The 13,845-nt window shown below is 71.6% G+C and carries 16 protein-coding genes; 4 read left to right on the top strand and 12 right to left on the bottom strand.

The genetic code is table 11. The features are described from left to right. Together ACFWPS_RS05740 and ACFWPS_RS05745 are read right to left on the bottom strand one after the other, a co-directional pair. Entirely contained in the window at positions 1–1,209 is a 1,209-nt protein-coding gene (locus ACFWPS_RS05740; RefSeq protein ID WP_383701351.1) for a cytochrome P450, read from the bottom strand. A 51-nt stretch (positions 1,210–1,260) separates the two neighbouring features. Beyond that, the gene (locus ACFWPS_RS05745) at positions 1,261–1,641 is read right to left on the bottom strand and encodes an RICIN domain-containing protein (RefSeq protein ID WP_383701354.1); all 381 of its coding nucleotides are present in this window, start codon (positions 1,639–1,641) and stop codon (positions 1,261–1,263) included. 260 nt (positions 1,642–1,901) lie between these two features. Between ACFWPS_RS05745 and ACFWPS_RS05750 the strand changes: the two genes are divergently transcribed. Further along, positions 1,902–2,678: an MFS transporter gene (locus tag ACFWPS_RS05750; protein WP_383701357.1), complete on the top strand. Its 777-nt coding sequence runs from the start codon at positions 1,902–1,904 to the stop codon at positions 2,676–2,678. Here the strand turns inward: ACFWPS_RS05750 and ACFWPS_RS05755 are convergent. Continuing rightward, positions 2,656–2,838: a DUF397 domain-containing protein gene (locus ACFWPS_RS05755; RefSeq protein WP_383701360.1), complete on the bottom strand. Its 183-nt coding sequence runs from the start codon at positions 2,836–2,838 to the stop codon at positions 2,656–2,658. The two genes, ACFWPS_RS05750 and ACFWPS_RS05755, sit on opposite strands and share 23 nt — an antisense overlap. Beyond that, a complete protein-coding gene (locus ACFWPS_RS05760) occupies positions 2,839–3,690 on the bottom strand; it encodes a helix-turn-helix domain-containing protein (protein ID WP_383701363.1) in 852 nt (283 codons plus the stop codon). It lies immediately after the preceding gene. A 224-nt stretch (positions 3,691–3,914) separates the two neighbouring features. Between ACFWPS_RS05760 and ACFWPS_RS05765 the strand changes: the two genes are divergently transcribed. The 3 genes from ACFWPS_RS05765 (at position 3,915) to ACFWPS_RS05775 (ending at position 5,009) form a co-directional block, all read left to right on the top strand. Further along, positions 3,915–4,331, top strand: coding sequence for an ATP-binding protein (locus ACFWPS_RS05765; RefSeq protein WP_383701366.1), 417 nt, complete (start codon positions 3,915–3,917; stop codon positions 4,329–4,331). Positions 4,332–4,407: 76 nt separating this feature from the next. After that, entirely contained in the window at positions 4,408–4,698 is a 291-nt protein-coding gene (locus ACFWPS_RS05770) for a hypothetical protein (RefSeq protein ID WP_383701369.1), read from the top strand. After that, positions 4,695–5,009 carry a hypothetical protein gene (locus ACFWPS_RS05775; protein ID WP_383701372.1) on the top strand — a complete coding sequence of 105 codons (315 nt, stop codon included), beginning with the start codon at positions 4,695–4,697 and terminating at the stop codon, positions 5,007–5,009. Before ACFWPS_RS05770 ends, ACFWPS_RS05775 begins: the two co-directional genes overlap by 4 nt. A 10-nt stretch (positions 5,010–5,019) precedes the next feature. Here the strand turns inward: ACFWPS_RS05775 and ACFWPS_RS05780 are convergent, their stop codons facing one another. From ACFWPS_RS05780 to ACFWPS_RS05815, 8 genes are all read right to left on the bottom strand, one after another. Next, positions 5,020–5,862, bottom strand: coding sequence for an MHYT domain-containing protein (locus tag ACFWPS_RS05780; protein ID WP_383701375.1), 843 nt, complete (start codon positions 5,860–5,862; stop codon positions 5,020–5,022). A gap of 234 nt (positions 5,863–6,096) precedes the next feature. Next, entirely contained in the window at positions 6,097–6,771 is a 675-nt protein-coding gene (locus ACFWPS_RS05785) for a response regulator (RefSeq protein WP_383701378.1), read from the bottom strand. After that, entirely contained in the window at positions 6,768–8,135 is a 1,368-nt protein-coding gene (locus ACFWPS_RS05790; RefSeq protein WP_383701381.1) for a sensor histidine kinase, read from the bottom strand. The genes ACFWPS_RS05785 and ACFWPS_RS05790 overlap by 4 nt, the downstream gene beginning before the upstream one ends. A 114-nt stretch (positions 8,136–8,249) precedes the next feature. Further along, positions 8,250–8,936, bottom strand: a complete 687-nt coding sequence (locus ACFWPS_RS05795) for a response regulator (protein ID WP_383701384.1) — start codon at positions 8,934–8,936, stop codon at positions 8,250–8,252. Beyond that, positions 8,933–10,324, bottom strand: a complete 1,392-nt coding sequence (locus ACFWPS_RS05800; RefSeq protein WP_383701387.1) for a sensor histidine kinase — start codon at positions 10,322–10,324, stop codon at positions 8,933–8,935. Before ACFWPS_RS05800 ends, ACFWPS_RS05795 begins: the two co-directional genes overlap by 4 nt. Before the next feature lie 10 nt (positions 10,325–10,334). Next, positions 10,335–11,549, bottom strand: coding sequence for an acyltransferase (locus tag ACFWPS_RS05805; RefSeq protein WP_383701390.1), 1,215 nt, complete (start codon positions 11,547–11,549; stop codon positions 10,335–10,337). After that, positions 11,542–12,558: an alpha/beta hydrolase gene (locus ACFWPS_RS05810; RefSeq protein WP_383701393.1), complete on the bottom strand. Its 1,017-nt coding sequence runs from the start codon at positions 12,556–12,558 to the stop codon at positions 11,542–11,544. The genes ACFWPS_RS05805 and ACFWPS_RS05810 overlap by 8 nt, the downstream gene beginning before the upstream one ends. A gap of 266 nt (positions 12,559–12,824) precedes the next feature. Next, positions 12,825–13,700 (bottom strand): alpha/beta hydrolase, encoded by an 876-nt coding sequence (locus ACFWPS_RS05815; protein WP_383701396.1) that lies wholly within the window; start codon positions 13,698–13,700, stop codon positions 12,825–12,827. Positions 13,701–13,845 lie beyond the last annotated feature (145 nt).

The following is a 13,845-nucleotide window of genomic DNA, read 5'->3' on the forward strand; positions in this document are numbered from 1 at the left end:
CTAGCCCACTGTCACCCGCAACCCCTCCAGCCCCCGGATCACGAAGTTCGGCTTCCGGTCCGGTTCCGCCGCCAGGGTCAGGGTCGGCGCGCGTTCCAGCAGTGCCGTCATGGAGGCGGCCAGTTCGATGCGGGCCAGCGGTGCGCCGATGCAGTAGTGGATGCCGGCGCTGAAGGAGATGTGCGGGTTGTCGCGGCGGGTGAGGTCGAGCCGGTCGGGGGCTTGGAACACGTCCGGGTCGTGGTTGGCGGAGCCGAAGAGCATGGCGACCTCCGCGCCGCGCGGGATCGTGGTCCCGTCGATCTCGATCTCGTCCAGCACCCAGCGTTCGAAGAGCTGGAGCGGGGTGTCGTAGCGCATCAGCTCCTCGATCGCGGTGGGGATCAGGGAGTGGTCGGCGCGGAGGGCGGCGAGCTGGGCGGGGTTGCGGAAGAGGGCGTACCAGCCGTTGACCGTGGCGTTGACGGTCGCCTCGTGGCCGGCGTTGAGGAGCAGGACGGCGGTGGAGATCATCTCCTGCTCGGTGAGGCGGTCGTCGTCCTCGTCGTGCGCGGCGATGAGCCCGGAGATCAGGTCGTCGCCGGGCTCCTTGCGCCGCTCGGCGATCAGCTCCCGCAGGTAGTCGGAGAACTCGACCGAGGCCCGGACCGCCTTCGCGGCCGTGTCCTCGGAGGGGCTCAGCTCGTACATCCCGCAGATGTCCGCCGACCAGGGGCGCAGCGGGGCGCGGTCCGCCTCCGGGATGCCGAGCATCTCGGCGATGACGGCGACGGGGAGGGGCTCGGCGACATCGGTGAGCAGGTCGCCGCCGCCGCTGCGCACCAGCCCGTCGACGAGCTCTCCGGCGAGCCGGGCCACGTACGGCTTGAGCCGGTCGACCGTGCGCGGGGTGAACGCCTTCGACACCAGGCGGCGGATGCGGGTGTGGTCCGGCGGTTCGAGGTCGAGCATGCCGTGGTCGTTGAGCGTGTGGAACGGCTCGTGCTCGGGAGCCGGCGCGGTCCGCCCGAAGTCCTCGTGCGTGAACCGGTGCTGGTACGTCCGCCCCAGCCGCCGGTCCCGCAGCAGCGCCGAGACGTCGGCGTGGTGCGGAACCAGCCACTGGTTCGTGGGCTCGAAGTACTGCACCCGGCCCCGGGCGCGGAGCTCGGCGTAGGAGGGGTACGGGTCGGCCAGGAAGTCCGGGTCCCAGGGGTCGAAGGCTGCCATGGACGGACGTTAGACCGCCGGTCCCCCTCCTGACCAGGGGTGTCTCAGGGCTCAGGCGCCGGGCAGGTTCCAGTACTGCCAGGCGTACGGGTCGCAGTTGCGGAGGTTGATGCCCGCGTGCTCGCTCGGGTCACCGCTGTTCTGGATGCTCAGGCACTGGTTGTCGACCTCGGTGCGCAGCCGGTTGCCGTCCTTGTACCAGCGCTGGTTGGCCAGCCCGTGGCAGTCGCCGACGACCTGGGCGGCGGCGTTGACCTCGCCGTTTCGCACGTCGAGACAGTGTTGCTCGGCGCCGTTGACGAGCTTCTTGCCCGACCGGTACCAGAGCTGGTTGCCGGTGCCGGCGTTGCAGGTCTGCACCTCGACGTTGTCGCCGTTGGAGGCGAGGCACTTGCCGTTGAGGTGCGTGGTGATCTGGAAGTACTGCGGCACCGCGGCCGCCTGGACATGATCTTTTGTGTAGCGGGGTCGCGCGGTCCGCCAACAGGCCGCGAACTGCGGCTTCACCCGATTGGCGGAGCGGTTTCACCGGGCTCGATGCGATCCACGGAACGTGTTTCTGCTCCAGCAGCTTTCGGCGGGGGCAGTAGCTTGCCAACTCCGTCCGCAACGACAGAGTGGAGGGCCGCGGATGCCCCGGGAAGCGCCCTACCTGGCCACGGCCGAGGCGCTGTGCGCGCGGATCGTCGCCGGTGAGTGGCGGCTCGGTGACCGGCATCGGCGGCCCGGTGGTGGCCGGACCACTGGTCGGCGGGGTCGGCGCCCCCGCGACGCTGCTGGCGAGCGTGCTGGGGATGGCCCTGTCGGGTCTGCTCGCGACCCGCATCCGCAGGCGGGAGGAGCGGCCGGAGGCAGGCCAACTCCCGCGGCTGGGCCGGGACATCGGTGTCGGCCTGCGGTTCGTCCTCGGTCAACCCGCCCTGCGCGCCGTCGTCCTCGGGGACGCGATGTTCAACCTCTTCCTGGTCATGTACCAGGCCATGCTGCTGGTCTACCTGGAGCGGGTGATCGGGCTCTCGCCCTTCGGTGTCGGCCTGATCCTGTCGGGGATGGGGTGCGGTGCCCTGCTGGGCGCGCTGCTGGCGGCCGGGGTGGCGCGGCGGGTCGGGCAGCGGACGGTCATCTGGCTAGCCCCGCTGCTGACCTGCCCGCCGACCGCGCTGATGCCGCTGGCGCGGCCGGGCTGGAGCGTGTGGGTGGCCGCGGCCGGGCTCGCGGCACTCTCCCTGGGCGGGGTCATCCGCGTCGTGGCCCAGTCGAGCCTCCAGCAGACCCTCACCCCGGACCGACTCCTCGGCCGCATGAGCGCGACCGCCCGCTTCGTCTCCTGGGGCGGCATCCCCCTGGGCGGCCTCCTGGGCGGCGCCTCGGGCTCGGCGTTCGGCCCCGCGGCCACGCTGTGGATCGGCGCGACCGGAATGACACTGAGCGCCCTGCCGAACCTGCTCACCTGCCCGAGGCGGCCTTGAGGTGATCGACGAGGGCGGCGAAGGCCGGGGCGGGGAAGGAGAGGGTGGCGCGGGTGGGGGCTTTGGAGTCGCGGATGGCTATTCGGGTGGGGAGGGTGGCGATTTCGACGCAGGTGTCGCCGTCACCTCCGCTGGAGTACGTTGACTTCCGCCAGTGCATTCACAGTTCCTTCGCCACCCGGTGAATGAGATCCCGTGACGCCGCCGGTTCCAGGGAGGCGCTCTTCACCTGGCGAAACAGGGTGCGCAGCCTTTCCAACTGCGCCTCCGCATCGCAAAAACCGGCACCGGTGGGCGAGTCGCGCAGCCCGGTATCCAACTTGGGCACAGGACCACCCAAGTACATCATCGAAGCTCCGGCTCCGGCGAAGCCCTCGTAATCGACGGGGATGACACGCACCGTGGCATGGCCCGCATCGATCTGATCCAGCACGTAACGGAGTTGAGCGAGGGACGTACGGCGATCGGAGACATGGACGCGCAGGGCGAACTCGTGGATGACCGTCTCGTACGGAGTGGGGTTGTCCCCCTCGATGACGACCCGTCGCTTCAGCCGATGCTCCACACGGGAGGCCACCTCGCTCTCGGGCAGTTCGGGACGCATGTACGTGTAGACCGAGCGGGCGTAGTCGGCGGTCTGCAGCAGTCCGGGGATGAGCATGATGACGACCTCACGCAGGAACGTCGCGTGGTGCTCGGCTTCGGCGGTGTCGAGGAACACCGCGGGAAGCACGTTCCGGTACTCCTCCCACCAGCCACGCGTGCGGTCGGTCGCCATGGCCACCAACGCTTCGATCAACGCGTCGTCCATACAGGCATAGTGCGCAGCGAGGCGACGCACCCGTTCCTCGCTGACACCCGCGAAGCCCAGCTCCATCTGGCTCATCTGGGCCGAGGTCGAATTCAGCGCCCCGGCCACGTCACGCGCTTTCAGTCCGGCCGCCTCGCGCAGTCGACGTAGCTCCGCACCCAGGCGCACCTGCCGTGCGGTGGCATGGCCCCTCAGCGGCATCCGCTCTCCTGCCCTCAACGCCCATGTCGGCGAGCCTCTTTCGAGTGCCAGATTACGCCAGCAGCTTGCAGCGGCAATAATTATTGCCCTACCGTCAGTGACGTGACGCACACCCTGCAGCACCCCGGGACCCCGGAAGCGCACCGCTCCGCCCTGCCACGGCGGCTGTGGCAATGCCACCGCCCGACGACCGCAACCCCCCACCACCCGGACGGAGTTCACGCATGCCCGAAAGCGACTCCTGGGAGTACTCGCTCTACGTCCCGAACGACCCCAGAGCCGTCCCGATCTGTCGCCGCACCCTGCGGATGATCCTCACCATGCACGGCCTGATCACGCTGGTCGACACCGCCGAACTCCTCGCGGCGGAACTGGTCTCCAACGCCGTACGGCACACGAAGGGCCCGGTGGCCCTGAGAGTGCGCTACGCGGGCGGGGTGCTTCGGGTCGGCGCGTGGGACGCGGACCCCGAACCCCCCGCCTTCCCGGGCGGATCGGAGGCCTTCGCGGACGGCGGCGAAGAGGACGGCGGCAGAGGGCTCGCCCTCGTCCGGGCCTGCTCCGACCTGTGGGGCTGGCAGCCGCTGTCCAGGTTCGGCAACCGGGGCAAGTACGTGTGGTGCGAACTTGCCGCGGCGTGAGGCGCAGGCCAAGGTCCGCCGCGCACAGAATCGGCCGGGTACGGTGAAAGCCACATCGCGAAACGGAGCCGACGCCATGACCACCGAACCGGAAGCGCCCGGCCAGCCCCGTCTCCCTGCCATGCGGACCATCGGGGAACTTCGTGCGGCCCTCACCATGGGCTACGGCTTCCCCGGCGACGCCGACGACTTCGAGGCCGAGCTGGCACGCGAGATCAACCATGCCGATCCCGCGGATCTCTCCGGGGTGGTCCGCGTCGTCGAGGAGTTCCGCGGTCGAGTCGCCGCGCGCCAGGACCCCGACTTCGACACAGCCGTCGCCGCCGCCGTCACCGGAATCCGCAAGACGCGGGAAAGCGGCCGGTGAGCGACGACCAGTCACCCGCCATCGCCGAGATCACGGGCGAAGCACACGCCCGCTGCCTCGCCATCGGCGGCGAAGCACTGGAGGCCGTCGAGGCACTGCGAGCCGAACTGGAGAAGAACCCGGAACTGGGCCGCCGAGCACAGAGCGCCGTCGGGGGCATGAAGATCTATACGACGCGTCTGGAAGGTACCGGAGACCGCCCCGCGCTCACCGTCACCTACGTCTACGACGCCCCTCCGCCCGAGCCCGGCCTGATCCGTATCGCTCTCGTGTCACCCGCGCGCTTCGCCGGCGGCGACGCCGGTCTCTGAACGCTCGGCGTCAGGACATGTAACGCCGGTCCGACAGGGACTGCGGGCGGTCGGTGGGGTGCCAGGGCTGCGGGACGGGGGCGGGGGCGGCGGGGGTGTCGGCGTCGGCCCAGTCGCGTTGGCCGCCCACGACCTCGGGGTCGAACATGACGATCGCCGCGGCCAGGATCAGGGCCGCCACCGGGCCGGCCAGCATGATCAGCAGGAAGGCCAGCAGGCTCGTCGACGACTCGCCCCTCTGCATCTGGGCGACGTGGACGCTCACCGCGGCCATCCCGGTGTAGTGCATGGTCGAGACGGCCGCGCCCATCACCAGGCTGGCTCCGACGGTCGCCCAGACCGCGCTGATCGACACCGCCGCCCAGAGCGCGGCGGTCGCGGCGACCACGGCGATCACCACGGAGAGGACGACGATCGTGGCGTCGTAGTGCACGCTGCCGCCGGAGTTCATCGCGGTCATGCCGAGGTAGTGCATCGCCGCCACGCCGAGACCGGTGAGAACGCCGGCGGTGCCGAGGGTGACGGGGCCCGAGCCCCGGTAGCCGACCAGGAAGACGCCGACGGCGACCACCGCGATGGCGACGACGAGGCTCAGCACCGTCCGGCCGGTGTCGTAGCTCACCAGTGCGCCGTCCACGCTGAAGCCGATCATCGCGATGAAGTGCATGGTCCAGATGCCGCAGCCGAGGGACACCGCACCGAGGGCGAGCCAGCCGAATCGTTTCTCTCCGCGCCTGCGGCCGATCGAGCGGGTCGTGCAGCGCAGGGCCAGCACGGAGCCCAGACATGCCATCAGATAGGCGGCTATCGGAGTTACCAGGCCGTAGTGGAACTCGGACACGTCAGCGGTCATCGCGGCAACTTTCTTCACGCGAAACGGGGACGGGGAGGGGACGGCTGCGGCTCCCGTCGGGGAAACGGGAGTGGGAGGGGTCGGAAAGGAGGGAGTGGAACCAGCCATCTGGCTGATTCCTTCACCATTCAAACACAACTGCAGCACACTGTGTCCACACCCGTACCGCCCGCGATCGAATCGCAATATCGACTGTGCGCATGGCATGTGCGTTCCCTGTGCTGCCCCGGCGTCCTACCCCGGCGTCACCAGCCTTGCCTCGTAGGCGAACACCGCCGCCTGGGTGCGGTCGCGGAGGCCCAGCTTCACCAGGATGCGGCTGACGTGTGTCTTGACGGTCGACTCGGCCACCACCAGGCGTTCGGCCATCTCCGCGTTGGACAGGCCCTGGGCGATGAGGACCAGCACCTCCGTCTCACGGTCGGTGAGGTCGCCGTAGGCCGCGTGGGCCGCGGGCATCAGGCGCGGGGTGTCGGAGAGTTTCGAGAACTCGGTGATCAGGCGTCTGGTGACCGAGGGGGCCAGGAGTGCCTCGCCCGCGGCCACCACCCGTACACCGTCGGCGAGCTGGCGGGCCGAGGCGTCCTTGAGGAGGAACCCGGAGGCTCCGGCGCGCAGGGCCTGGTAGACGTACTCGTCGAGGTCGAAGGTGGTCAGGACGAGGACCTTGGCCGTGGTGTCGGCTGCCACGATCTCCCGGGTCGCCTCGATGCCGTTCAGCTCGGGCATGCGGATGTCCATCAGGACCACGTCGGGAGACAGTTCACGGACGCGGTCCACCGCCTGGCGGCCGTTGACCGCCTCACCGACGACCTCGATGTCCGGCATCGCGTTCAGCAGGACCGAGAAGCCCTCGCGCACCATCATCTGGTCGTCCGCGATCACTACGCGGATGGTGCGGACGGTCATGCGTCACCTTCGCCGCTGCTGGTGGTCACCGGCAGGAACACCGTCACCTCGTAGCCTCCCTCGGCCGTGGCGGCCGCCGTCATCTCGCCGTTCAGCATGGAGACCCGCTCCCGCATGCCCGTGATGCCATGGCCGGCGCCGGGGGACGGTTTGATGAGGGCGGGCTGCGGCGGGGGGCCGTTGACGACGCGCAGGCCCAGGCCGCCGATGACGTACCCGATCTCGACGCGGGCGCTCGCTCCCGGCGCATGGCGCAGGGTGTTGCTCAGCGCCTCCTGCACGATCCGGTACGCCGACAGCTCGACGCCCTGCGGGAGTTCACGGACCGCGCCGGTCACCGTCTTGTCCACGCCCAGGCCCGCCTCCCGCACATTGGCGAGCAGCGCGTCCAGGTCGGCGAGGGTGGGCTGCGGGGCGTCCGGCGCCTCGTAGTCCTCCGCCCGGACCACGCCCAGCACGCGGCGCAGTTCGGTGAGCGCCGCCACCGCGTTCTCCCGGATCGTGGCGAACGCCTTCTCCAGCTCCGGCGGCGGGTTCTCGACGCGATAGGGGGCGGCCTCCGCCTGGATGGCGACCACCGACATGTGGTGGGCCACCACGTCGTGCAGTTCGCGGGCGATCGTCGTGCGCTCTTCGAGGAGCGTGCGCCGGGAACGCTCATGTGCCGTCTGCGTCTGCTGCGCGGTCACCGTCTGCTCGGCCTCCCGGCGGATCTGCCGGACGGTGACGGCCAGCAGGGCTATCGCAGAGACCACCAGCATCGAACCGGCGTCGTTGCCGTAGTGACCGCCGCCCAGGGTCGACACGACCGCGAAACTGTAGAACGCGGTGATCGCCCACATCCAGGCCGCCGTACGCGGACGGGTGCGGACCGCGACGACCGTGAGCACCACCAGGTGGGAGATGAAGCTGCCCATCGTCCACGGCCAGTCGCCCCAGGCTCCGCCCAGCACCATGCCGGCCCAGCTCGCGACGAGCGACAGCCAGAATGCGGCGACCGGACGCGCCAGCGTGAGCAGCACCGGTGCCAGCACGATCAGACCGGCCAGCAGGGTCCCGACCGATCCCATCGAGCGGTCCGCGACGGTCGCGAGCAGCGCCACCACCCCGGCCGCGGCCACCGCGAGATGCGGGGTCCAGGCCGCGTACTCCCGCCACCGGACGGGGAGACGGCGGACGAACGGGCGGTCCATGCTCATCGGGGGCAACGGCCGGTAGGCGAAGGCGTCCTGGAACAGGTCCTGGCGCAGCCTGCGCAGGGCGTCCAGCGCCGCCCGGACCTCCGGGCTGCGCGGCTTGTACGGTTCGAACGCTGCGTCCGGCTGCTCCGGCGGCAACGGCTGCGTGTGGGTCGTCTCGGTCACGTACACGACCGTAGGCGGAGGCGGGGGTAGCCGTCGTCACCAGTGAGGCGGGTCCTCGGGCGTCCTTCTCAGGTACTACGGGTACTCCGAGGAGCAGCGGGAGGCCGGTGCCGGTCAGTAACCGGAGGGCCGTACCAGCCCGGACTCGTAGGCGAACACCGCGGCCTGGGTGCGGTCCCTGAGGCCCAGTTTCACCAGGATGCGGCCCACGTGCGTCTTCACGGTCTGCTCGGCGACCACCAGCCGCTCGGCGATCTCCGCGTTCGACAGGCCCTGCGCGATCAGGGTGAGGACCTCCGTCTCACGCTCGGTGAGATCGCCGACCCGCGCCTTCAGCGGGGCGCGTACCCCGCCCCCGTCCAGCTGGGAGAACTGCGTGATCAGCCGCCGGGTGATGCCGGGCGCCAGCAGCGCGTCACCGGCGGCCACCACCCGCACCGCCTCCGCCAGTTTGTCCGCGGACGCGTCCTTGAGCAGGAACCCGGACGCGCCGGAGCGCAACGCCTCGTACACGTACTCGTCCAGGTCGAAGGTGGTGAGCACCAGCACCTTGATGTGCGGGCTTTCACCGACGATCCGGCGGGTGGCCTCGATGCCGCCCAGTTCGGGCATGCGGATGTCCATGAGAACGACGTCCGGGGTGAGTTCGGCGACCTTGGCCACCGCGTCCAGACCGTCCACCGCCTGGCCGACCACCTCGATGCCGGGCTGGGCGTTCAGCAGCACGGTGAAACCCTGCCGGACCATCTGCTGGTCGTCGGCGATGACCACGCGGATGGGGTTGCCACTGCTGCTCGTCATGCGTGGTCGTCCTTCGGGTCGGGGGCACGGGTGGTGCCGGTGGTGGGGTCCGCGGTGGGACCGGGCACCAGGTGGGCGCCGGGAGCGGCGGCCGGGAGCTCCGCGAAGACCCGGTAACCGCCGTCCGGCCGGGGGCCCGCCGTCAGCGACCCGCCGAGCATCGCGGCCCGCTCCCGCATGCCGAGCAGTCCGTGCCCGGCGCCCGGCGACGGCGGTGCGGGCCTGGTCGGCCGGGAGTTCGCGACGGACACCAGGAGTCCGTAAGGGATGTACTCGATCTCGACATGGGCGGTCGCTCCCGGCGCGTGCCGCAGAACATTGCTCAGCGCCTCCTGCACGATCCGGTACGCCGACAGCTCCACGCCCGACTGCATCGGGCGCCGCTCGCCGTTGGTCCGGGCGGTGACGGTCAGACCGGCCGCCCTGGTGTTCTCGACCAGCGTGTCCAGCCGGTCCAGGGTGGGCTGCGGGCTGTGCGGGCCGGTGCCGGGGTCGTCGGGCGCGTCCTCGTCGGGGCTCTCCGAGCGCAGGACGCCCAGCACTCTGCGCAGTTCGGTCAGTGCCTCCAGCGCGTTCTGCCGGATGCCGTCGAGGTTCTCCCGGAGTTCGTCCGAAGGGTTTTCCACAAGGTGTGGAGCGACCTGGGCCTGGATGGAGATGACCGACATGTGGTGGGCGACCACGTCGTGCAACTCGCGCGCGATCCGGCTGCGTTCCTCCAGCAGGGTGCGCCGGGCCCGCTCCTCCTCGGTGAGCGAGGCCTGGCGGCCGAGTTCCGCGCGCGCCTCGCGGCGGCCGCGCAGCGCGGTGCCGAGGGCCACGACGATCGCGGCCAGGACGACGGTCACCACCGAGGTGGACTGGTGCGGCGGCGCACCCCAGACGCCGTCGAGGAGCCAGGTGACCACCACGGTCACGGCAAGTGCCTCGACGGCCACCCGGGCCCGGACCCGCAGCGTGAGCAGCAGCAGGACCAGCAGGTGCGCGATGATCCCGGCCGTGGTCCAGGGCCAGGTGAAAAGGGCCTGCGCGGTCATACCCAGCCGGCCGTGCAGCGCGACGGCGCCCACCAGCATGGCCCCCGTCGACAGCCACCAGGCCGGGACGGGCCGCCACATCGCGAGGACCACGGCGCCGCCCGGCGCGAGTCCGAGCAGAGAAGCGAGGCCGGGGCCCAGGTGCCCGTTGTCCGAGAGCTGCGCGATGCCGCCGAGCGTGACACCGAACGCCGCCAGGCACAGCACGCCGTGCGGCAGCCAGCGCAGCCAGACGGAGGGGGGCAGCGGGTCCAGGCGGACGGTGCACAGGTCGTCGCGGAGTATCCGCAGCCAGCGCAGCACCCGGCCGATCCCGATCCACTCCGGCCGCCGGGCCCCCGTCTCCGTCACAGCGGTCAGCCTAGACACGGCGGGCTCCCGCCGGTGCAGCCCGATCGGACGAGGGGTGGGTGCGGACCACGCGCGAGCGGATCCGGGGGCGGCCGCGCTCGTAGGTGTGGAACGCGGCCCAGCAGACGGCGAGCGTCAGGGCGAAGACCGGCAGCCAGAGCAGGCGGTCCGCGACCCAGGTGAGGCCGTCGGGGTGTGTGTGGAGGCCGGGAAGGCGGCCGAGCAGGAGGCCGGTGGCCGTGGTCGCCATCAGGGCCGTCTGGTGCCAGAGGAAGATCGTCATCGCGGAGAGGTTCACGAAGGCCACCGCCGCCCAGGCGAGCGGCCGGCGCATCACACGACGCAGCCGCTCGCGCACGAGCAGGGCGAGGCCGCACTGCGCCAGGCCGAAGGTGACGGCGGCCAGGGTGGGCGGGTCCAGGTTGGAGACGGACGCGCCGGGGACGCCGACCATCGACGCCGGGTAGCCCGCCCAGGCGACGAGACCCGCCGTCGCCGCCGTACCGCCGAGGAGCAGGACCCAGCCGGCGCGCGGGCGGTCCAGTTCGCCGCGGGCCCAGGCGGCGCCCAGGGTGTACGGCACCAGCCAGCCGGCCGCCAGGTTCACCCAGCCGAGGCCCGCCGGGGCGCCGAAGCCGAAACGGAGAAGGTCCACGTGAAGAACGACGGCCAGCGGCCACAGCGGGTTGAGCCGGGTGACGAGCGGCGTCGCCGCCGTCAGCACCGCGAAGACGACGAGGAACCAGAGCGGGGACAGGGCGAGCTTGACGAGGGTGCGGACGGTGGTGACGTCGGTGCCGGAGAGGAGCAGGGCGGTGGTCGCGATCGTCCAGAGGGCGAGGAGCGCGGCCACCGGTTTGAAGAGGCGGGACAGACGGGCCGTCAGCCAGCGGCGGTAGGGGGTGCCCTTGGCCTGGGCCGAGGCGTAGCCCCGGGTGGCGACATGGCCGCCGACCAGGAAGAAAACGGCCAGGGTCTGGAACACCCAGGAGATCGGGGCCAGCCACGGCATGTGCTGGAGAGGGCTGCTGGTGTGCAGGGTGCCGCCGTCCGCCACGAGCGCGGTGACCAGCCAGTGGCCGAGGACCACACCGAGGACGGCACACGCCCGGACGGCGTCCACGGCTCGGTCGCGGTCGGATGGGGTGGCATCGTCCACGCGGCGCGCGAGGTGTCGTACGGGGCCTATGGGGTTCGACAGGCTGAGCGTCGGCGTCTTACGCACGGGTGACCTCCGTTGTCTCGCCGAGGACGATCCGGGCGAGGTTGGCCAGGGAGGCCGAGCCCGGGGTGAAGTAGTCGCTGTGGCCGCCGGGGCCCGCCGCGAAGACACGGGCGCCGAAGGACGGGGACACGGGGTCGGTGCCGAAGCCGATGGTCGTGCCGAAGAGGTCGGCGTGGACGTGCGGGACCTCGGCTATCCAGTCGTCTGCTCCCCGGGCCGCCCAGACGCGGGCGGAGGTGTGCAGGGCCGCGGCCGAGTCGGCGCCGGTGCCGGGGCTGCCGACCAGGGCGATGTCGGTGACGCCGAGGCCGGTGAGGGTGGGGGCGGCGCGGGCACAGACCACCGTGCCGTAGGAGTGGCAGAGGAGCGCCACGGACGCCGGCCCGGGGGCGGTGAGGCTGCGGAGTTCGCGGATGAACTCGCGCAGGTGCGGGGCCGCTTGGCCGGCCCGTCCCGCGGTGAGGACCGTGGTGCTGATCGTGGCGGGGGTCCGGTAGCCGAGCCAGGCCACGACCGCGGTGGAGGTGGCCTTGGGAGCCTCCTGGGTGAGGCGCCGGTACAGGGACGCGGCCATGGTGTGGAAGCGGGCGTAGGTGTCGAGGGTGGTGTCCGAGCCGGGGACGAGCACGGCGATGCGGGTCGCGTGCGTCAAGTCGCCGACGACCTCGGCGACTTGGCCGCCGCCTCTGGCGTCGAAGCGGAGGAGCTGCCGGGAGCGGGACGCGAGGGTGCGGTCGACGGCGGCGCGGGAGGCATCACCGTGGACGGCGGCCATCCGGGCGGCCTCGGCGGCGTTCTCACGGTTGGCCTCGTAGGCGGTGGCGAGGGTGGCCCAGGTGAGGCGGGCGGGGAGGGCGGCGGGGGGCGGGGCCGGGATCCGGGGCCGGGTGGCCGCGGAGAGGGGGAGGACCACGGCGGCGGTGAGGAGGGTGGCCAGCAGGGTGCGGCGCCACCTCCCGCGCCAGTGCGCCCGGTCCTGCCTCTGCCGCTCCCCCGTCGCCGCCGTCATGGTCGGTCCCCCCGCTCAGTCCGCCCGGCCGTCGGGCTTGTCTGATCGGGAAATTACGGAGCCGACCGTGTCGTTCGCGTCCCGCCTGAGAACTCACCTCGGGGGTAGCTCTCAGGTACTACGGGTATGAGGGGGGGCTCAGGGGCGCCCGCTCATCGGGGCACCTGCCCATCGGGGCACTCGGTCATCAGCGCACCCGGTCATCAGGACGGCCGGTCATCGGGGCACCCGGTCATCCGCGCGGCCGGCCATCAGCGCACCCGGGCTCACCAGGCCAGCTGGGCGATCTCCTCCGCCACCACCGCGCAGGCGTCCGCCGCCGGGTCGATGAGCGGGAAGTGGCCGACCTCCTCCAGGAGCGTCAGGCCCACCACCTCGCCCGCCTTGGCCGCCGCCTCCGCATAGGACTCGGCGACCGCCTGCGGGACGACCACGTCCATGCGGCCCTGGACCAGAGTGGTCGCGATGCCGGTCGGGAGCAGGAGCGCCGGGTCGGCATAGCGCTGGCGGTCGGTGAACTTCTCCTCCCCGCCCAGGAGTTGCAGCGCCGCGTTGCCGCAGACGTCCAGCTTCTCGGCCATCGCGAAGTCCGCGATCGGGGCCAGCGCCACGACACCCCGCAGCGGCGCCGGACCGGAGATGCGCCACACGGAGTCCGCCGGGAGGACGTGCCGTGCCGCCGCCCACAGCGCCAGGTGGCCGCCCGCCGAGTGGCCGGTGAGGACCGTGCGGCGAAGGTCCGCCCGCGGCACCGCCTCGCGGACCAGGGCCGGCAGGGCGTCCAGCGCCGCCGCCACGTCGTCGAAGGTGTCCGGCCAGCGGCCCGCCACCGGGGCCGTACCGCCCTGCGCGGGGAGCGTGGCACCGCGCCGGTACTCGACGTTGGCCACCGCGAAGCCGCGCCGGGCCAGGAAGTCGGCGAACGGGGTGATGTGGCCGCGGTCGTAGGGCGCGCGCCACGCACCGCCGTGCAGGACCACGACCAGCGGGACCATGGGCTCGTCGGTGCGCGGGGCGTAGAAGTCGATCACCTGGTCGGGGTGGTCGCCGTAGGCGGCCGTGACGTCGGGCGCGACGTGCGGGTGCGAGAAGGCCGACTCCTCCTCGGCGGCGTCCCGGGCTGCTGCGTCGTCGTCCGGCATGCTCCAACCTCTCAGCGGCGTAATGAATTTGGCGGACCAGGTGGGGAAATCGGCCGTTGGCCGGGACGGTATCAGGCCGGTGACGTGCGGGGACACGCGGATGTCACGCACGGTGAGGATTGATGGGTTCTGTACCGTCCCGGCT

It is taken from the genome of Streptomyces sp. NPDC058457 (genome assembly GCF_042720695.1).
Classification (GTDB): Bacteria; Actinomycetota; Actinomycetes; order Streptomycetales; family Streptomycetaceae; genus Streptomyces.

Excerpts from the sequence above, each read along its gene's own strand:
- ACFWPS_RS05740 (WP_383701351.1), bottom strand. The coding sequence starts at position 1,209 with ATGGCAGCCTTCGACCCCTGGGACCCGGACTTCCTGGCCGACCCGTAC.
- ACFWPS_RS05755 (WP_383701360.1), bottom strand. The coding sequence starts at position 2,838 with ATGCACTGGCGGAAGTCAACGTACTCCAGCGGAGGTGACGGCGACACC.
- ACFWPS_RS05760 (WP_383701363.1), bottom strand. The coding sequence starts at position 3,690 with ATGCCGCTGAGGGGCCATGCCACCGCACGGCAGGTGCGCCTGGGTGCG.
- ACFWPS_RS05765 (WP_383701366.1), top strand. The coding sequence starts at position 3,915 with ATGCCCGAAAGCGACTCCTGGGAGTACTCGCTCTACGTCCCGAACGAC.
- ACFWPS_RS05770 (WP_383701369.1), top strand. The coding sequence starts at position 4,408 with ATGACCACCGAACCGGAAGCGCCCGGCCAGCCCCGTCTCCCTGCCATG.
- ACFWPS_RS05780 (WP_383701375.1), bottom strand. The coding sequence starts at position 5,862 with ATGACCGCTGACGTGTCCGAGTTCCACTACGGCCTGGTAACTCCGATA.
- ACFWPS_RS05785 (WP_383701378.1), bottom strand. The coding sequence starts at position 6,771 with ATGACCGTCCGCACCATCCGCGTAGTGATCGCGGACGACCAGATGATG.
- ACFWPS_RS05795 (WP_383701384.1), bottom strand. The coding sequence starts at position 8,936 with ATGACGAGCAGCAGTGGCAACCCCATCCGCGTGGTCATCGCCGACGAC.
- ACFWPS_RS05810 (WP_383701393.1), bottom strand. The coding sequence starts at position 12,558 with ATGACGGCGGCGACGGGGGAGCGGCAGAGGCAGGACCGGGCGCACTGG.
- ACFWPS_RS05815 (WP_383701396.1), bottom strand. The coding sequence starts at position 13,700 with ATGCCGGACGACGACGCAGCAGCCCGGGACGCCGCCGAGGAGGAGTCG.